This window comes from Amycolatopsis sp. WGS_07 (genome assembly GCF_045278895.1).
Lineage (GTDB): Bacteria > Actinomycetota > Actinomycetes > Mycobacteriales > Pseudonocardiaceae > Amycolatopsis.
Genome location: NZ_CP136053.1, coordinates 7,781,359 through 7,798,990 on the forward strand (window position 1 = coordinate 7,781,359; position 17,632 = coordinate 7,798,990).

Sequence of the window (17,632 nt, forward strand, 5' to 3'; positions counted from 1 at the left end):
GGGCAGTCGCGCGGCTAGCCTCGGGCGACCTCCGCGGTGTGCGCGGAGGTGTAGCGCTCGCCCGTCACCTGGTCGCTCAGCGGGTCCAGCGCGGCAAGCGCCTCGGCGTCGAGCACGAGGTCCAGCGCGGCGGCGTTCTGCTCCAGCCGGGCCGGGCTGCGGGTACCCGGAATGGCCGCCACCGCCACCCCGAGCCGCTCGGCCTGCGCGTACACCCAGGCCAGCGCCACCTGCGCCGGGGCAGCGCCCAGCCGATCGGCCACCTCGCGCACGGTCTGCGCGATCTTCTCGTTGGCGTCGCCCGCCTCGCCGGCGAAACGGGGGTTGGTGCGCCGGAAGTCCTTCTCGCCCAACGCGGAGCGGTCCAGTGCGCCGGTCAGGAACCCCCGTCCCAGCGGCGAGTACGGCACCAGCCCGACCCCCAGCTCGGCCATCACCGGGACGACCGCCTCGACGTCGCGGGTCCACAGCGAGTACTCGCTCTGCACCGCGGCGATCGGGTGCACCGCGTGCGCCCGGCGCAGCAGCCCGCCGTCGACCTCGGATAGGCCGAGATGACGGACCTTGCCCGCCTCGACCAGCTCGGCCATCGCCCCCACGGTTTCCTCGATCTCCACGTCCTGGGGCGGGCGGTGGGCGTAGTACAGGTCGATCACGTCGACGCCCAGCCGCAGCAGCGAGGCGTCGCAGGAGCGCAGCACGTAGTCCCGGGCGCCGCGGATGCGACGGGCCCGGTCGCCGGCGCTGCGGTCGATGCCGAACTTCGTGGCCACCTGCACCTGCTCCCGGCGGCCATGGACAGCCCGGCCCACCAGCACCTCGTTGTGCCCGGAGCCGTAGGCGTCCGCGGTGTCCAGGAACGTGACGCCCAGCTCAAGTGCCCGGTCGATGGTGGCCAGGCCGCCGTCCCAGTCGGCGGCGCCGTAGCTCTCGCTCATTCCCATGCACCCCAGGCCCATCGCACTGACGGAAAGACCGGGCGAGCCGAGCGTGGTTCGGGTGATCATGCGCGGATGCTCCTCCTGCCCGGCGGACCGGGCGGTTGCTCGACAACGGGTGAACGCCGCCGACGCTAGGAGCTGGAGCGCGCTCCACGTCAAGCCGCAGGACCGGCCCCGGCGTGGCGGCGGGACGGCCCCCGCCCCGGGCGATAGCGTGCCCGACCGTGCGCTCCCGTTCCTATGACGACGTGCTGTCCGGCCCGCGCAAGCGGAAGGTGCCGGAGGTCCCCGCCGAACCCGGGCTCGTGGTCGAAGACCCGGCCAGCGGCTACTGCGGCGCGGTGGTGAAGATCGAATACGGCAACGTCGTCCTCGAGGACGCCAAGGGCCGCCACCGCGTGTTCCCGCTCGCGCCCGCCGCGTTCCTGCTGGAAGGCAAACCGGTCACGCTCGTGCCGGTCAAGAAGACCGCCGCCCCCGCGCGGCAGGTGTCGGCGTCCGGCTCGGTCCGCGTGCAGGGCCTGCAGGCGCGGGTCGCGCGCGACTCCCGGATCTGGGTCGAGGGCAAGCACGACGCCGAACTGGTCGAACGCGTCTGGGGACACGACCTGCGCGTCGAGGGCGTCGTCGTGGAACCGCTCGACGGCGTCGACGTGCTGGCCGACCGGATCGCCGAATTCGGCACCGGACCCGGCCGCAGGCTCGGCGTCCTCGTCGACCACCTCGTGCCGGGCAGCAAGGAATCCCGGCTGGTCGGCCAGATCCGCGACGAGCAGGTGCTCGTCACCGGCCACCCGTACATCGACGTCTGGCAGGCGGTGAAACCGGCCTCGGTCGGCATCCGCGCCTGGCCGGAGATCCCGCGCGGCACCGAATGGAAGGCCGGCATCTGCGACGCGCTCGGCTGGGGCGAGCCGTACGAGGGGTGGCAGCGCGTGCTCGCCGGGGTGCGCAGCTTCCGCGACCTCGAAACGCCGCTGATCGGCGCGGTCGAACGGCTCATCGACTTCGTGACCGATCCGGGCGATGACACTCCGTAGTGTCCGTTATGTCGGGAAAATCCAAGGTCACGCGTCGGTCACGTCGGTTAGCTTGCCCGGTGCGAACCGACGCGATCTGAGAGCATGAGGGCATGGCAGCGGCTCTGATCTGGCTGATCATCGGCATCGTCCTGATGATCGCGGAGGTGATCTCCGGCGACTTCGTGCTGATCATGCTCGGGATCGGGGCGCTGCTCGGCGCGGGCTCGGAAGCGCTGACCGGCAACATCTACATCGACGTCGCCGTGTTCGCGGTCAGCTCGGTCGGCCTCCTCGCGCTGGTCCGCCCGACGCTCAAGCGCCGCTTTCTCGCCGGGTCTGCCATCCCCACCGGCATCGACGCGCTCGTCGGAGCCAGGGCCGTCGTGGTGTCCACTGTGGACTACGATGCCGGCCAGGTGAAAATCGGCGGCGAGGTGTGGTCGGCGCGCGCCGTGCACGAATCGCAGCCGCCGATCGCTCCGGGAACCAGCGTCACGGTCGTCGAGATCTCCGGCGCCACGGCCGTGGTCGACATCGTCTCGTGAGGCGCCGTCCGAGGAAAAACGGTACTAGGTAAGGGGAAACGCTCTTGTCGACAATAGCGATCGTCGTGGTCGCGCTGCTGGCCCTGTTCGTCATCATCACAGTGGTCAAGGCGATCATGGTGGTGCCACAGGCCCAGTCGGCGGTGATCGAGCGGCTCGGCCGGTTCCGCACGGTCGCTTCGCCCGGCCTGACCTTCCTCGTCCCGTTCCTGGACAAGGTGCGCGCGCGGATCGACCTGCGCGAGCAGGTCGTCTCGTTCCCGCCGCAGCCGGTGATCACCGAGGACAACCTGACGGTGAACATCGACACCGTCGTGTACTTCCAGGTCACCGACTCGCGCGCGGCGGTCTACGAGATCTCGAACTACATCATCGGCGTCGAGCAGCTCACCACCACCACGCTCCGCAACGTGGTCGGCGGCATGAGCCTGGAAGAGACGCTGACCTCCCGCGATTCGATCAACACCCAGCTGCGCGGCGTCCTCGACGAGGCCACCGGCCGCTGGGGCATCCGCGTCGCCCGCGTCGAGCTGAAGGCGATCGAGCCGCCCGCCTCCATCCAGGACTCGATGGAGAAGCAGATGCGCGCCGACCGGGAGAAGCGCGCGATGATCCTCACCGCCGAAGGCCAGCGGGAATCGTCGATCAAGACGGCCGAAGGCCAGAAGCAGAGCCAGATCCTCGCCGCGGAAGGCCAGAAGCAGGCCGCGATCCTCGCCGCCGAGGCGGAACGGCAGTCGCGGATCCTGCGCGCACAGGGTGAACGAGCCGCCCGCTACCTGCAGGCACAGGGCCAGGCGAAGGCGATCGAGAAGGTGTTCGCGGCGATCAAGGCCGGCCGCCCGACGCCGGAAGTCCTTGCCTACCAGTACCTGCAGACCCTGCCGCAGATGGCGCAGGGCGACGCGAACAAGGTCTGGATGATCCCGAGCGACTACGGCAAGGCCCTCGAAGGCTTCGCCCGCGCGCTCGGCGCCCCCGGCGACGACGGCGTGTTCCGCTACGAGCCGCCGAAGGACGACACTCCGGCCCGCCCGGACCTCGACGACGACGAGGTCGCCGGCTGGTTCGACACGAGCAGCGACCCGAAGGTCGCCGAAGCCGTCGCGGCGGCGGAAGCCGTGGCGCGCAAGGAGGTCGACGGACCGCTGGGCGCGTCGGCGGAACGCCGCGCGATCGGCGGAACCCCGCAGGCCAAGCCCGAGGCCCCCGCGCCCGCTCGGGAAGAGGAGCCGCCCCCGCCGCCGGAGCGGCCGCAGCCCACCACGCCGCCGCCCGCCCAGCAGCTCCCGCAGCCGCAGCCCCCGGCCACGCCGCCGGGCGGCCCGTACCAGGGCCCGCCGCCGCAGCAGTTCGGCGGACCGCAGCAGGGACCGGGCAGCGGGCCGTTCCCGCAGCAGGGCCCGTTCGGCGGACCGCAGGGCGGACCCCCGCCGCAGCGCTGATCACTTCGGGAAGGGGGCTGCCGCACCGGAAATCGGTGCGGCAGCCCCCTTTTTGTGCGATCAGCGGGCGTAGACGCGGACGTCGTCGATGTCGGCCTTAGACCGGTCCGGCAGCGCGATCACGCACAACACGGTCACCACCACCGAGGCCACGATGTAGATCGAGATCGAATACGGCGTCCCGGTGGTGTGCAGCAGCCAGGTCGCCAGCAGCGGAGCCGGACCGCCCGCGAACACCGAAGCCAGCTGGTATCCCAATCCCGCGCCGCCGTACCGCAAATGCGTCGGGAAGCTCTCGCCGATCAGCGCCGCCTGCGGGCCGTACTGCATCGAGTGCGCGACCAGCGACACGATGATCGCGAGGAAGATCATCGCGTGCCCGCTGTGGGTCAGCACCGTGAAGTACGGGAACGCGATCACCCCGGTCAGCACCGCGCCGGTCAGATACACCTGTTTCCGCCCGATCCGGTCGGAGAACTGGGAGAACAGCGGGATCAGCAGCAGTTCCGCGGCCGCGCCCACCAGCACCGCGTTGAGCACGAACGTCTTGCTGAACTCCGGCCGCTGCACCACATACACGAGCACGTAGCTGGTGAACAGGTAGAACGGCATCTGCTCGCTGAACCGCAAACCGGCCGACAGCAGGATTTCCCGCCAGTGGTGCCGGACCACGTCCTTCACCGGAGCCTTCGAGGTGCGCTTCGCGGCGACCGCGGCGGCGAACATCGGCGTCTCCAGGATCCGCAACCGGATCACCAGCCCGATCGCGACCAGCACCAGGCTCAGCAGGAACGGGATCCGCCAGCCCCACGACGAGAACGCCTCCGGCGACAGCGTCGCGGACAGCAGCGTCATCCCGCCGGTGCCGAGCACGAGCCCGACCGGGACGCCGACCTGCGCGAAACTCGCCAGCAGCCCGCGCCGCCGCTGGTTGCCCCATTCCATCGCCAGCAGCACCGACCCGCTCCACTCGCCGCCGATCGCGATGCCCTGCACCAGCCGCAGCAGCACGAGGATCAGCGGGGCCGCGATGCCGATCGTCGCCGCGCCCGGCAGCAGGCCGACGATCGCCGAGGACAGCCCCATCAGCAGCAGCGTCACGATGAGCGTCGCCTTGCGGCCCAGCCGGTCACCCCAATGGCCGAAGATCGCCGCGCCGACCGGACGGGCCGCGAACCCGACCGCGTAGGTGGCGAACGACTGCATCACCCCGGCATAGGAGGACGAGGCGGGGAAGAACAGATGGGGAAAAACCAGCGCCGCGGCCGTGTTGTAGAGAAAGAAGTCGTACCACTCGATGGTGGTTCCGATCGATCCGGCCAGGGCTGCCCGGCGTACCTGCACCCGGCGGGCGCCGGAGGAAGCTTGGACTGACTGGGTGACCTCGTTGTCGCCTAGCGTCATGGTCGTGCACCTCTCGTGACGGTCGTCACACTATAGTGTGGATGACCCGCGATGGTTTGACGATTCCCGCCCTCTGCTCCGGACGGGTTGTTTCCGCCCTTCCGGCACACCGCCCGGACCCGGATCCGGGGGACCGCGCGACTACCATCACAGCCGTGACCGAGGACAAACCGCTGCGCGCGGACGCGCGGCGAAACCGCGCCAAGGTGCTCGAAGCCGCCGAGACGGTGTTCGCGGCGAAGGGCACCGGAGCGCCGACCGAGGAGGTCGCGCGCGAGGCCGGAGTCGGCATCGGCACCGTGTTCCGGCACTTCCCCACGAAAGAAGCGCTGCTGGAGGCCGTGCTCTACGCGCGGCTGCACCGGTTCGTTGACGAGGCGGACGCGGTCGTCGCGCAGAACGCCCCCGACGCCGGAGCCGCGTTCTTCACTTTCCTCACCAGCTGGGTCGAGATGTCCAGCGCCAAAAACGCCTACTTCGAAGCGCTGAGCGCCGCGGGCGTGTGCGTGCCCAGCACGGGATCGGAGATCGGGGAGCGGCTGCGCGAATCCCTCGGCGTGCTGCTGCGGCGCGCGCAGGACAGCGGCGCGGTGCGGCGCGACGTCACCACCACGGAGCTGATCCCGGTGATCATCGGCACCGCGAAGGCGGCGGAGCACGTCGGCGCCGACCGTGAACTGCGCGACCGCACCATCGCGATCCTGTTCGACGGCCTCCGCGCCTGAGTCAGCGAAGCACGGCAGCGAGCAAATCGGTGCCGAGCGAAGACAACTGCGGCAGATCGAGCGAGTAGCGGACGTACCGGCCTTGCCGTTGCGTCGTCAACAGACCCGCCCGCCGCAGGACCGCAAGGTGCCGGGAAACCTCCGGCGCCGACAGATCCCAGCTGTGCGCCAGCTCGCCCGTCGTGTGCGGACTGCGGGCCAGCATCCGCAGCAACCGCAGCCGAACGGGATGGGCCAGCGCGTCGAGCCGCTGCACGACCGTGTCCAGCGGCACCGGCGCGGCCGCCTCGGCGACCGGGTACTGCACCACCGGCCGCCACCCCTCCGCGTGGACCACGACCAGGTGCGGAGTGCCGAAAACGCTGGGAATGAACGTAACTCCGCCATCGTGGGCCGAGGTCGCCTTGTCCTGCAGCTTGTCGATGACGATGCGGGCGCCGTCCTCGGACAGTGCCACCGCGCCGGAAACCGCGTCGAGTGCGGCCCGGATTCCCTTGTGCCGCAGCAGATCCTGCTTGTGCCGCAGGTCCGCAGCGAGCTGCGGCTGGAGACCCGCCCACGCGCTGTCGAAGAACGTTTCGGCGCACTGTTCGAGGGTGTCGCGAACGCGGGCGCGCGTGGCGGAGGGGTTCGTCAGCAGGCTTTCCGCGAATGCTTCCTGCCGAGGACCGCGTGCCTGTGCGAGGTCCAGCGCACGCTCGCGCGAAGCCGGGTCGGCGAGCGGAGACCGTGCGGCGATGCGGGTGCTGCCGCAGGTCGAGACCAGCGCGGCGGTCGCGTACGTCTCGTCGTCGATCAGGTCGACATCGGCTAGCTCTTCGGCGAGCGTCGGACGCGGATGCGCGGGCAACAGGAAGTCGGCCTGGGCCGAACGCCACAGGGAGTCCGCTTCCCGCACGCGTTCGGCCAGCTCGGGCCGCATCCCGGCGCAGACCTCGCGCGCCCACCCGGCGAAGTGCGGATGATGCGCCGGCTCGGCGAGCACGTGCAGCATCGCGGTCAGCTCCGCGAGCGGCGACGCGGCGAACCGCAACTGCTCGGCAGGCAGCCCGGCGATGTCGATCCTCAACGTCACCGCCCCAGCATCGCCGATCGGCCGCCCCGGTTCTTCGCCGGTTGACGGAAATTGCGAATCGGCGTGCTCCGCACCAGGTCAGCGCCGCACTGTCGGCGGCATGACCACCAAGATCCGGCCGACCGCGCTGATCCGCGTCTCCGGCGGACCGCGCTACGCGGCCGCCATGGCCGTCGACGCGATCGGCACCGGCCTGCTGCGCCCGTTCCTCCTGATCTACGGCGTAACCGTGCTCGGCCTGTCCGCACCCGCCACCGGGGCCGCGATGACGGCCGGCGTCCTGGCCGGCCTCGGCTGCATGCCCGCCGTGGGCCGATGGCTGGACCGGGGCGCGCGCAGCACCGTGGTGGCCGCTTCGATGCTCGTACGTGCGCTGGGCGTCGCGATGTTGCTGGCGACCCCGACGGGGCAGCTGTGGCCGTTCGTCGCGGCGGCAGTTCTGTTCTCCGCAGGCAACCAAGCCTGGCCAGCCGCGCACGCAGCCCTCGTCGCGACACTCGCCGTCGGCCGGGAACGCGACGCGGCACTCGCCGCCAGCCGTTCCCTCCGCAACGCAGCGCTCGGCATCGGAGCCTTGCTCGCCACCGCGTGCCTGGCCGGCGGCTCGGACGCGTTGCGCGCCATGGCCGTCGGCACCGGGCTCGCGTATCTGGCCGCCGCCGGTTTGGCGTGGTCGGTCCACCTGCGCGCCCCGGCCACCGTCGCGGCCCCGACGGAGGAGGGCGCGCCGCGGATGGGCGCACTGCTGGCCGCGAACGTCATCTACGCGTTCTGCCTCAACGTGCCGGAGATCGCGCTGCCCTTGGTGCTGACCGCGTATCTGCACGCGTCCCCGGTGTGGTCGGCGGTGGTCTTCGTGGCCAACACGGTGCTCGTGGTCGCCCTGCAAGTGCCGGTCACCGTCGCGCTGGCGCGGGTTTCCCGGCGGATCGCGTTGTCGGCCGGGGGAGTAGTGCTGGCTGTGTCGTATCTCGGCTTCTGCGCGGCGACCTCGCTCGGACCAGGCTGGGCCGCACCCGCGATCGCGGCGGTTTCGGTGGTCTGCACCATCGGCGAGATCATCTACGCAGGCAGCGCCACCGCGCTCGTCATCGCAGTGGCTCCCTCCCGCCTCCTCGGCCGGGCGATCGCGCGCTTCGAACTGTCGACCGGCATCGGGCTCGCCGTGTCCCCGGCGGCGATCACCGCGCTCGCTCCGCTCGGTGCGGGCGCGCTCTGGGGTAGCCTCGCCGGGGCGACGCTGCTGTCCGCGGGCGCCGTGGCCGGACAGGGAAAGCGCGGCCTAGACTGAGGCAATGACCAACCGCTTAGTCTGTATTGGCGATTCGTTCACCGAAGGCGTCGGGGACGACGACCCGTCCGCGCGCAACGGTGTCCGCGGCTGGGCCGACCGGGTCGCCGAGGTGCTGGCGCGCGAGCCCGGGTTCCGGTACGCCAATCTGGCGGTGCGCGGGAAACTCCTGCCGCAGGTGCTGAACGAGCAGGTCGAACCGGCACTGGCGATGAAGCCGGACCTGGTCACCGTCTACGCGGGCGGCAACGACCTGATGCGGCCGCGCGTCGACATCGACAGCCTCGCCGACTCCTACGAACGCGCCGTGGCCCGGTTCCGCGCGGCCGGCGCGCAGGTGCTGCTGTTCACCGGCGTCGACGGCGTGGAAGACGCGCTGTTCCGGCAGATCCGCGGCCGGGTCGCGATCTACAACGAGCACGTGCGCGGCATCGCCGCCCGGCACGAGACGCTGCTGGTGGACATGTGGTCGATGCGCCAGCTGCGCGACCGGCGCATGTGGTCCCCGGACCGGCTGCACCTCAACGCCGCCGGGCACACCGAAATCGCCATCGCCGTGCTCGACGCGCTGGGCGTGCAGCACAGCCTCACGCACGTCGCGCTGGGACCGCGCCCTCGCCTGTCGACGCGGGAACAGCGCGCGGCGAACCTCCGCTGGGGCCGGGAACACGCGCTGCCGTGGATCGGCCGCCGTCTGCGCGGCGAGTCCTCCGGCGACACGATCGCCCCGAAATACCCGGAACTGCAGTCCTTCGACGAGACAGTCGCCGGATAGTTCAGCCCGCGAGCTGCCGCGCGCGATGGTCGGCGACATTGACCCGCGTGCCGCAGCGAGTGGAGCAAAACCGCCGGCGGCCGTTACGCGACGTGTCCACGAACGCGACGCCGCACCCCTCGCGCGCACAAACGCCGAGCCGGTGCGGCTCCTCGCACACGAGATGCGCGAGCCCGCCGGCGGTGTAGGCGTAGAACCTTTCGACCACGCTCGCGCCCTCGCTGGAGTAGTGCAGATGCGGCGCTTTCCCGTCGTGACTGGCGATATTGGGCCGGCACGCGGCGACCGCGAGCAGCCCGTTGACGAGATCGACCCGTTCCGCCGTCGTCTCCGCGACGAACACCCGGTGCAAGCGCCGCCCCCACGCGAGAATCCGCTCCGCCTCGTCCGCGGAGATGCGCGGCAGCACCATCTCGTGCGCTCGCCCGGCGGTCCGCACCTCGGCGGCCGTGACGTCGTCGCGCTGGGAAAGGGTGGCCAGGTCGGCGGCTACTTGCGCGCCCGCGCCGCCGTAAGGGTTGAAGTGCACTCGACCATTACAGCACGATCCGCGCGGCGCGGAAAAGTCCGGCCGGAAAATACGTTTGACCCGCCGCTTGCGGGCAGGCGAAGATGAATGCACGAGAACGGATCAAGGAGCGCTCATGACGGACATGCGAGGCCGGTATCCGGCCGCCGCCCGGTGTTCGTCGGGCGATCAGCGCCGCACCTGCCGAAAAGGCGGCCTCCTCGGACGTGCGGGTTTCCCGTCGTGACGTAGCCATCGTCATGACGAGAGCCGCCCGTCGGGGAAACCGACCCGGGCGGCTTCTCTTTTTCGGACGCAATTGTCTCCCGGCGCGGGAGCGTATTTCCTGCTGCCCATTTCGCGATGGCCAGCGAGGTTCTTTGACAACTGCACAGCGGAGCAAGACTTTTTCCCAGGCTCGTCCCCGTCGCCTCACCCGCGGCCAGGACGAGCGCCGGGTCCGGCAGCCGAGCGCGGCCGGACCCGCACGGTGAAGACGGGCGGCGGCGCCCCACCCGGCGGTAAACCGGACGCCCTTTCGCGGCACTGAGGGTTCGACTCCCTCCTTCACCATCACCCCTGTAGCTCAGCGGGAGAGAGCGCCGCACTACGAATGCGGAGGTGCCAGGTTCGAGTCCTGGCAGGGGTACCGGCCCGGCGCCGGGGGAGCGCCGGAGCCTTTGCTCACGTGGCCCAGCGGCAAGGGCGCCGCACTGTCGATGCGGAGAATCGCGGGTTCGAGTCCCGTCGTGAGCGGGGGTCGTTAGCTCAACAGCGCAGAGCAGCCGGCTTTTACCCGGCGGGTTCAGGGTTCGAGTCCCTGGCGGCCCACTTTCGCCCTCGAGACCGCGGCCGAGCGGCTCAGAACACGACCGCCCGCCGTCGACCTCGCGGACCGTGGTGCCGAGCGGCACAGGACACGTACGTGGCGGGCACGCGGCGCGGCGGCGAGTCAGTACCGTGGCCTCCCATGACCGACACCGAGATCGAGATCACCGCGGACCTGGTCCGGGACCTGCTGCGGGACCAGCATCCGGACCTCGCCGGCCTGGCGGTCCGCGAGGTGCCGGGCGGGTGGGGCAACCAGATGTGGCGGCTCGGGGACGAACTGGTCGTGCGGATGCAGCGGATGGACCGCACGCCGGAATTCCAACTGAAGGAGCGCCGGTGGCTGCCCGTGCTGGCCCCGCGCCTGCCGCTGCCGGTCCCAGCCCCGGTGCGGTCCGGCGAACCGTCGGAGCGGTTCCCCAAGCACTGGACCGTGATGACCTGGGTGCCCGGCGAACCGCTGGACCACAGCACGATCAGCCGAGGCGCCCACGCGGCCGACACCCTCGCGGACTTCCTCCGCGCGCTCCACGTGCCAGCACCCGCCGACGCGCCGATCGCCGCCGACCGCGGTGCCCATCCTCGCGACTGCACCGAGGGCTTCCAGCAGTTCTTCGAAGCGGTTGCCCTGGACGATGTCGCCGCCGAGGTCCGGGCGGTCTGGGACGACGCCGTCGCGGCCGAAGCGTGGGACGGCCCGCCGGTGTGGGTGCACGGCGATCTCCATCCCGCGAACGTCGTCGTCACGGACGGGACGCTCTCGGGCATCGTCGATTTCGGCGACCTGTTCGCCGGAGATCCGGCCTGGGACCTCGCCGCCGCGTGGGTGCTGCTGCCCGCGGGGATGGCCGCGCGGTTCTTCGACACCTACGCGCGGGCGGACGAGGCGACGATCCGGCGCGCCCGCGGGCTGGCCGCACTGAAGAGCCTCTTCCTGCTGCTCATGGGACAGAACGGAGACCGCGGACTTCCCGGCGGCAAGCCGCACTGGGGACCGGCGGGGCGGGCGGCGCTCGATCGCGTTCTGCGCGACGGGCTCGCTGCCTGATCGCGCCGACGCGTTATCGAGGTGTTCCGCCCAAAGCCGCGCTGGCCTCTCGCGGGCAGCGCCGCCGACGGAACAGCTGTCCCCACCATTTTCCGCTGTGGAACCCCCGCAGCGGCACCGCGCGCGGTTCGGCAACCAGCGGAGCCTCATAAGCCCCGCCAACGTGGATCGACACCACGGCGCGCGACTCACCCAAATCCGTAAGGGTTGAACTGCACTGAACCATTACCGCACGATGGCGGGCATGGAAGAAAACCGCTGTCCTCGCTGTGGCTGGCCGCTGGCCGAGCTGCCCGCCTCCGCTGTCGTGCCCGCGTCGGCGGGCAGCCGCGCCGACTATCTCCGCTGTGTGTGCGGCGCCTGGATCGCCCGGCTCGGCGGGGTGGTCGTCGGGTCCACCCGGCCGCGCTGACTACCAGTGCCCGGGCCGGGCCAGCCGCGGCGGCAGCTTGGTCGAGCGGTCGCCGCGGGCGGCGTTGACCTGGGACTGGGTAAGGAAAATGCTGCCGGTGAAGTCGGCTCCGCGGACGTCGGCGTCGCGCAGATCCGCGCCGATCAGGTCCGCGCGACGCAGGTCCGCGCCCCGGAGATTGGCCGCGATCAGGTACGCGCCGCGCAGGTTCGCACCCCGCAGATCCGCCCCGGCGAGCTTCGCGCCCATGAGGTCGGCACCGCGACGGTCCTTCTTCCGGCCAGCACCGGCGCGCACGAGTTCGCTCGTGCGCGCCAGCAACGGGTTCACCTGGGCCCGGCGGGCGTCGACGTCGATCGCCAGCACCGCGTCCGCGTCTCCCGCCGTCGCCTGCTCGAGGTCGGCGATCGCGGCGTCCAGATCCGCGTGGATCTCGCGGGTCACGTCCAGGGAGCGCGCCTCAGTCAGGTACCAGAGCAGCTCGTGCAGGTGCCGCATCACCGGCAGCGCGGCGAACATCCGGTCGCGGGTTTCCGGGGCGTCGCGCCAGCTGCGGCCGCCGAAGGTCACCTGCGACACCTGCTGTCCGGCACCGAAGCAGTCGTACCCGGTGCAGCCCGCGAAACCCTTGGGCCGCAACCGATCGTGGATGCCGCAGCGATAGTCGGCCAGCAGGTTCGGGCACGGGTCGCCAGCGCGCTTGTCGATGGCGAAATCAGCGGATTTGGTGAAGGTGAGCGCGACGCAGCAGAGTGCGAAACAGCTCGTGCAGTCGGCGGTCAGGGTGCGGCGGTCGGGCAAGGTCTCTCCAGCGAAGGCGGACGAACCCGCCAAGGGTAGTCCCCGCTCAACTCCCGGCGACGACCACGACGCGTCGGCGGCGCGCCCGCATCACCAGCAGCGCGAGCACGAACACCTGCAGCTCCGGTTCAACGCCGGGCAAGTCGGCGGCGCGGGCGCTGACGGTGCCGATCGTGTTCCCGGCCTCGTCGATCCGCGCGTGGTCGCGGCGGCCGGTCCGCCGGAAGCGAAGCACCTCGCCGCCGCTCTCGACGCTCCACTCCCGCCGTCCCGGCCGGGTCGCACGAGCGAGCACCGACCCGTCGGCGGCCAGCAGCTGGCGCGTGCCGAGCCGATACCCGGTGCCACCCAGCTGGAACTGCCCGCCGGACCGGGCTTCGACCACGGTGAGCGGCTGTCCGTCGCGGGTGATCTCGTAGCGCTTGCTCGCCAGTCCGGTTTTCTTCGCGTGCAACATGCGGCCACTCCAGCATCGCCCTGCCGGAACCGCCCGTGCCGTTTGTCATGGGTGATCATGCGCGAGGCGGTCGTACCATGATCGACGTGCGCGAAACCGATCCGGACCGCTTCTCGATCCGGCAGTGGCCGGACTGGAGCTTTTGGACGGACCCGCTGCGCGGCGCCTCCGAACTGCACCGGGGCCGCGTCCGGTCCGTGGCGGTCAACGGCCTGATGATGGGCTTCCTGGCCGTCTGGGTCGTCGAGCTGTGGGACGGCCGCAACGGCCCGGTGCGCACGGCGCTCGCCGTCGGCTTCCTCTGCTGCTACGCCCTCGCGTACCTGCTGGTGCTGTGGTTCGGCCCGGTCGCGCTGCGCCGGCAGCGGATCGCGATGGTGGCGGTGATGTTCACGCTCGGCACGCTGCCCGCGCTGATCCTGGGCTCGCCGGTGTACCTGACCTGCCTCACCTACGCCATCGCGATCGGGCTCATGCTGTTGCCGCTGCGGTTTTCCCTGCCGCTCGGCTTCGGCACGGCGGCCGCGCAGATCGCGTGGATGGCGGTCAAGGACGGCCGGGTCGGCTGGGGCGAGGTGCTCACGCTCGTCGCCGTCACCGCGATCCTCGGCATCGTCTACGCGCTGACGTTCACCGTCGGCCACCTCAAACTGGCCCGCGAGCAGGTCCGGCGGCTGGCGGTCGACCAGGAACGGCAGCGCGTCGCCCGGGATCTGCACGACGTCCTCGGCCACAGCCTCTCCACTATGACGCTGAAACTCGGCCTGGCGCGCCGGATCCTGGAGTCCTCGGACAACCCCGCCCCGGCGCTCGCCGAGATCCGCGACCTGGAAGGCCTGTGCCGGGAGGCCCTTTCCGACGTCCGCGCCACCGTCTCCGACTACCGCACGGTGTCGCTCGCGACCGAGGTCGCCGGTGCGAAAGTGGCCCTGCGCGCCGCCGGGGTCCAGGCCGAACTGCCTGCCGCGGCCGATGCGGTCGCTCCCGAACTGCAGGGCGTTTTCGGTTACGTAGTAAGGGAAGCCGTGACCAACGTGCTCCGCCATTCCGACGCCCAGCGCTGCAGCATCCGCGTCGGCCGCGACTGGCTCGAGATCGCCGACGACGGCACCGTGCCGGCCGACGTCGTCCCCGGGCACGGCCTCACCGGCCTGGCCGAGCGGATGGCCGTCGTGTCCGGCTCGCTCGAACACGGCCGCGGCCCGCGAGGCGGGTTCCGGGTGCTCGCCCGCGGGCCGGCGACTGGAGGCGCGGCGTGATCCGGGTCCTGCTGGCCGACGACCAGGCGCTGGTGCGCGGCGCACTGGCCTCCCTGCTGCGGATGGAATCCGACCTCGAAGTGGTCGCCGAGGTCGGCTCCGGCACCGAGGTGGTGCCCGCCGCGCAACGGACGACGCCGGACATCGCGCTCGTCGACGTCCAGATGCCCGGCCGCGACGGGCTCTCCGTGACCGCCGAACTGCGGCACGCGCTGCCGGACTGCCGCGTGCTGATCTGCACTACCTTCAGCCGCCCCGGCTACCTATCACGCGCGATGTCCGCCGGCGCGGCGGGATTCGTGGTGAAGGATTCCCGCCCGGAACAGCTGATCAACGCGATCCGCCGAGTGCATGCCGGGCTGCGGTTCGTCGACCCGGCGCTCGCTGCGGAATCGCTGGCCAGCGGGGCGAGCCCGCTCACCGACCGCGAGGCGGACGTCCTGCGCGCCGCCGCGGAAGGCGGGACGGTCGCGGACCTGGCGACGACCCTCGGCCTGTCGGCGGGGACCGTGCGGAACCACCTGTCGTCAGCGATCGGGAAAACGCAGGCCCGCACCCGCGCGGAGGCGGTCCGGGTCGCCGAGACGAGCGGGTGGCTGTAGCCGCTTACGCGGCCAGGCCGTGAAAGATCAGATCGAGCAACCCGGCCGCCTGCCCACCCGCGTCCGGCTCCGTCTCGGTGACCAGCGCGACGGCGTTGACCAGCTTCAACACCTGCCCGACCGAGACTTCCGAGCGGACCTCGCCAGCGTCCTGCGCCCGCGTCAACAACCCTTGCGCCGCCTCGAATACCGCCGCCCGGCAAGACGAACCGTCCTCGCCCAGCGCCGCCAGCAACGACGCCGCCAGCCCCCGCTTCGCGCTCCCGTGCGCGATGACCTCGCCCAGCCACTCCCGCAACGCGGCGCCCGGAGACGGCGCGGCCCTCAGCTCCTCAGCCCGGCGGCACAACGCGTCGATGTGCTCGCGGAAGACCGCCTCCAGCAACGCCTGACGAGTGGGGAAGTGGCGGTACAGCGTGGCGTTTCCGACTCCCGCGCGCTGCGCGATGTCGTCCAGCGAAGCGTCGGCCCCCTGCTCCGCGAAGGCGTTTCGCGCAGCCGCCACCAGCCGGTCGTAGTTGCGCTGCGCGTCGGCCCGCATCGCCGCCTCCTGGTTGCCTAATCGGGGACTGTCCCCGTATCGTAGCCGACAGGAAACGGGGACAGTCCCCGATTAGGAGGTCCGATGCGCTCCCGCGCGAGGACAACCTGGCCATCGGCCGCGCACACCAGCTGAAAACCCAGCAACAGGAGAAAAAATGACCACCATCCTGGTCACCGGAGCCACCGGCACTCAAGGCGGCGCGACCGCCCGCAGCCTGCTGGCCGCCGGACAGCGAGTCCGCGCCCTCGTCCGCGACCCGGAAACCCCCGCCGCGCAAGCACTCGCCGCCGCCGGTGCCGAACTCGTCCGCGGCGACCTAGGCGACCGCAGCTCGCTCGACGTGGCCGCGAAAGGGGTCGACGGCGTCTTCAGCGTCCAGCCGACCCTCGGCTATCCCGGCACCCCGCCCGATTTCACGCTCGACGACGAACTCCGCTACGGCCGCAATGTCGCCGACGCCGCCGCCGAAGCCGGTGTCCGCACCTTCGTGTACGCCTCCGTCGGTTCCGCGGACGCCCCGCACGGCATCACGCGCTGGCAGACCAAGTCCACTTTGGAGCGTTACGCCCGCGACCTCGGCCTGCCGGTGACCGCGCTGCGTCCGGTCCGGTTCATGGAGAACCAGCTCCACCCGCGGCTGGGCGTCCGGGACGGCGTGCTGACCGACGTTTTCCTCCCGGAAACCCCGGTCCAGCTCGTCGCGGCGGCCGACATCGGCGCGTTCGCCACGCTGGCCTTCACCCGCCCGGCCGAGTACGCCGGACGGACCATCGAACTCGCCGGCGACGAGCTGACCATGCCGCAGATCGCCCAGGCGATGGCGCGGGCGCTGAGCCGCCCGGTCACCTACCGGCAGATCCCGCGCGAAGCGCTGACCGACCCCGACGCCCTGGCCGGCTACGACTTCGCCAACACCGTCGGCTGGCACGCGGACATCCCGGCCCTGCGGAAGGAACACCCGGGCCTGCTGGACTTCGCCGCCTGGCTCGGGTAGCGGGGCCGCCGAACCCCGGCGGCCCCGGCCTCACGCGACGGTCACTCCGCCCTCGGTGGAGTCGGTGGAGAGGGTCAGCTTCTCCCACGCGTCGAAGTCGGCCTGGACGCGCTGGCGTCCGGCGGTGACCAGGCGCAGCGCGTCCGAACCGAGCAGGAGATGCACCGGCGGGTTGTCCACGTCGAGCAGGCTCAGGATCGCGTCGCCCGCGCGGTCGGGGTCCCCGATGCCCTGGCCCGCGAGCTTCTGGCGGCGGGTCCGGATCGGGTCGAACAGCTCGTCGTAGTCGGCGATGCTGCGCGGCGCGCGGACGAGCGACCGGCCCGCCCAGTCGGTTTTGAACGCGCCCGGAGCCACCGCGGTGACCCGCACGCCGAACTGGCCGACCTCCTGGGCGAGCGTGTCGGTGATGCCTTCGAGCGCGTGTTTGCTGCCCTCGTAGAACGCCAGCCCGGGGAAGGTGGTGTGCCCGCCCATCGAGGTGATGACGAAGATCTGGCCGTCGCGCCGCTCCCGCATGCCGGGCAGGACCGCCTTGACGGTCGCGACCGTGCCGAAGACGTTGACCTCGAACTGACGGCGCAGATCGGCCATCGGCGACTCTTCGAAGGTGCCTTCGAGCCCGTAGCCGGCGTTGGCGACGAGCACCTCGACCGGGCCCAGTTCCGCTTCAATCGCCCGCACCGTGGGGTCGATCCGGTCCGCGTCGGTGAGGTCGAGGAGGTAGGCGTGGGCGCGCTCCGGGTCCAGCGCCCGGAAGGCGGCCGCGTGCTCTTCGGTGCGCACGGTGCCCGCGACCCGGTGCCCGGCCGCCAGGGCTCGCCGGGCGATCGCGAGACCGAGGCCGGTGCTGACGCCGGTGATCAGGAAGGTCTTGCTCACTGCGATGGTCCTTTCGTGGAAGAGGCCGCGTGCGCGGGCACGACGGCATGGCCCCGCGACACGACGGGGCCGGT

General features: G+C 71.3%; 19 protein-coding genes and 3 tRNA genes. 14 read left to right on the top strand and 8 right to left on the bottom strand.

Features of this window, described 5'->3' with window-relative positions; genetic code table 11:
* Positions 1 to 14: 14 nt before the first annotated feature.
* Positions 15 to 1,007, bottom strand: coding sequence for an aldo/keto reductase (locus RPX00_RS36470; RefSeq protein WP_406632265.1), 993 nt, complete (start codon positions 1,005 to 1,007; stop codon positions 15 to 17).
* Positions 1,008 to 1,165: 158 nt separating this feature from the next.
* On the opposite strand from RPX00_RS36470, the gene RPX00_RS36475 reads away from it, so the two are divergent.
* From RPX00_RS36475 to RPX00_RS36485, 3 genes are all read left to right on the top strand, one after another.
* On the top strand, positions 1,166 to 1,981 hold the full coding sequence (locus tag RPX00_RS36475) for a DUF3097 domain-containing protein (RefSeq protein ID WP_406632267.1): 816 nt from the start codon (positions 1,166 to 1,168) through the stop codon (positions 1,979 to 1,981).
* A 92-nt stretch (positions 1,982 to 2,073) separates the two neighbouring features.
* A complete protein-coding gene (locus RPX00_RS36480) occupies positions 2,074 to 2,508 on the top strand; it encodes an NfeD family protein (protein ID WP_406632269.1) in 435 nt (144 codons plus the stop codon).
* Between the two features lie 116 nt (positions 2,509 to 2,624).
* Positions 2,625 to 3,953, top strand: a complete 1,329-nt coding sequence (locus RPX00_RS36485) for an SPFH domain-containing protein (protein WP_406643217.1) — start codon at positions 2,625 to 2,627, stop codon at positions 3,951 to 3,953.
* A 60-nt stretch (positions 3,954 to 4,013) separates the two neighbouring features.
* Here RPX00_RS36485 and RPX00_RS36490 read toward each other — a convergent pair whose 3' ends face one another.
* Positions 4,014 to 5,357, bottom strand: coding sequence for an MFS transporter (locus tag RPX00_RS36490; RefSeq protein WP_406632271.1), 1,344 nt, complete (start codon positions 5,355 to 5,357; stop codon positions 4,014 to 4,016).
* Positions 5,358 to 5,512: 155 nt separating this feature from the next.
* Between RPX00_RS36490 and RPX00_RS36495 the strand changes: the two genes are divergently transcribed.
* A complete protein-coding gene (locus tag RPX00_RS36495) occupies positions 5,513 to 6,082 on the top strand; it encodes a TetR/AcrR family transcriptional regulator (RefSeq protein ID WP_406632273.1) in 570 nt (189 codons plus the stop codon).
* A 1-nt stretch (position 6,083) separates the two neighbouring features.
* On the opposite strand, the gene RPX00_RS36500 is transcribed toward RPX00_RS36495, so the two are convergent.
* Positions 6,084 to 7,157, bottom strand: coding sequence for a DUF5937 family protein (locus RPX00_RS36500; protein WP_406632275.1), 1,074 nt, complete (start codon positions 7,155 to 7,157; stop codon positions 6,084 to 6,086).
* 100 nt (positions 7,158 to 7,257) lie between these two features.
* On the opposite strand from RPX00_RS36500, the gene RPX00_RS36505 reads away from it, so the two are divergent.
* Both RPX00_RS36505 and RPX00_RS36510 read left to right on the top strand, forming a co-directional pair.
* Positions 7,258 to 8,448 carry an MFS transporter gene (locus RPX00_RS36505; protein WP_406632277.1) on the top strand — a complete coding sequence of 397 codons (1,191 nt, stop codon included), beginning with the start codon at positions 7,258 to 7,260 and terminating at the stop codon, positions 8,446 to 8,448.
* Between the two features lie 4 nt (positions 8,449 to 8,452).
* Positions 8,453 to 9,223: an SGNH/GDSL hydrolase family protein gene (locus tag RPX00_RS36510; protein ID WP_406632279.1), complete on the top strand. Its 771-nt coding sequence runs from the start codon at positions 8,453 to 8,455 to the stop codon at positions 9,221 to 9,223.
* Position 9,224: 1 nt separating this feature from the next.
* Here the strand turns inward: RPX00_RS36510 and RPX00_RS36515 are convergent, their stop codons facing one another.
* Entirely contained in the window at positions 9,225 to 9,752 is a 528-nt protein-coding gene (locus tag RPX00_RS36515) for a CGNR zinc finger domain-containing protein (RefSeq protein ID WP_406632281.1), read from the bottom strand.
* Positions 9,753 to 10,306: 554 nt separating this feature from the next.
* On the opposite strand from RPX00_RS36515, the gene RPX00_RS36520 reads away from it, so the two are divergent.
* The 5 genes from RPX00_RS36520 (at position 10,307) to RPX00_RS36540 (ending at position 12,019) form a co-directional block, all read left to right on the top strand.
* A tRNA-Arg gene (locus RPX00_RS36520) sits at positions 10,307 to 10,380 on the top strand.
* Between the two features lie 33 nt (positions 10,381 to 10,413).
* Positions 10,414 to 10,487, top strand: a tRNA-Asp gene (locus tag RPX00_RS36525).
* A 1-nt stretch (position 10,488) separates the two neighbouring features.
* Positions 10,489 to 10,562 (top strand) — tRNA-Lys (locus RPX00_RS36530).
* A 139-nt stretch (positions 10,563 to 10,701) separates the two neighbouring features.
* A complete protein-coding gene (locus RPX00_RS36535; protein WP_406632283.1) occupies positions 10,702 to 11,607 on the top strand; it encodes an aminoglycoside phosphotransferase family protein in 906 nt (301 codons plus the stop codon).
* Positions 11,608 to 11,851: 244 nt separating this feature from the next.
* Positions 11,852 to 12,019: a hypothetical protein gene (locus RPX00_RS36540; RefSeq protein ID WP_406632285.1), complete on the top strand. Its 168-nt coding sequence runs from the start codon at positions 11,852 to 11,854 to the stop codon at positions 12,017 to 12,019.
* On the opposite strand, the gene RPX00_RS36545 is transcribed toward RPX00_RS36540, so the two are convergent.
* Positions 12,020 to 12,820 (bottom strand): pentapeptide repeat-containing protein, encoded by an 801-nt coding sequence (locus RPX00_RS36545; RefSeq protein ID WP_406632286.1) that lies wholly within the window; start codon positions 12,818 to 12,820, stop codon positions 12,020 to 12,022.
* Positions 12,821 to 12,866: 46 nt separating this feature from the next.
* Positions 12,867 to 13,277 carry a hypothetical protein gene (locus tag RPX00_RS36550; RefSeq protein WP_406632288.1) on the bottom strand — a complete coding sequence of 137 codons (411 nt, stop codon included), beginning with the start codon at positions 13,275 to 13,277 and terminating at the stop codon, positions 12,867 to 12,869.
* An 86-nt stretch (positions 13,278 to 13,363) separates the two neighbouring features.
* Between RPX00_RS36550 and RPX00_RS36555 the strand changes: the two genes are divergently transcribed.
* The gene (locus RPX00_RS36555) at positions 13,364 to 14,536 is read left to right on the top strand and encodes a sensor histidine kinase (protein ID WP_406632290.1); all 1,173 of its coding nucleotides are present in this window, start codon (positions 13,364 to 13,366) and stop codon (positions 14,534 to 14,536) included.
* Positions 14,533 to 15,138 carry a response regulator transcription factor gene (locus RPX00_RS36560; protein ID WP_406632292.1) on the top strand — a complete coding sequence of 202 codons (606 nt, stop codon included), beginning with the start codon at positions 14,533 to 14,535 and terminating at the stop codon, positions 15,136 to 15,138. Before RPX00_RS36555 ends, RPX00_RS36560 begins: the two co-directional genes overlap by 4 nt.
* A 4-nt stretch (positions 15,139 to 15,142) precedes the next feature.
* On the opposite strand, the gene RPX00_RS36565 is transcribed toward RPX00_RS36560, so the two are convergent.
* Entirely contained in the window at positions 15,143 to 15,679 is a 537-nt protein-coding gene (locus RPX00_RS36565; protein ID WP_406632295.1) for a TetR/AcrR family transcriptional regulator, read from the bottom strand.
* 157 nt (positions 15,680 to 15,836) lie between these two features.
* Between RPX00_RS36565 and RPX00_RS36570 the strand changes: the two genes are divergently transcribed.
* Entirely contained in the window at positions 15,837 to 16,676 is an 840-nt protein-coding gene (locus RPX00_RS36570) for an NmrA/HSCARG family protein (RefSeq protein WP_406632297.1), read from the top strand.
* Between the two features lie 30 nt (positions 16,677 to 16,706).
* Here the strand turns inward: RPX00_RS36570 and RPX00_RS36575 are convergent, their stop codons facing one another.
* Complete coding sequence (locus RPX00_RS36575) at positions 16,707 to 17,558, bottom strand: oxidoreductase (RefSeq protein WP_406632298.1); 852 nt, start codon at positions 17,556 to 17,558, stop codon at positions 16,707 to 16,709.
* Between the last annotated feature and the right edge of the window lie 74 nt (positions 17,559 to 17,632).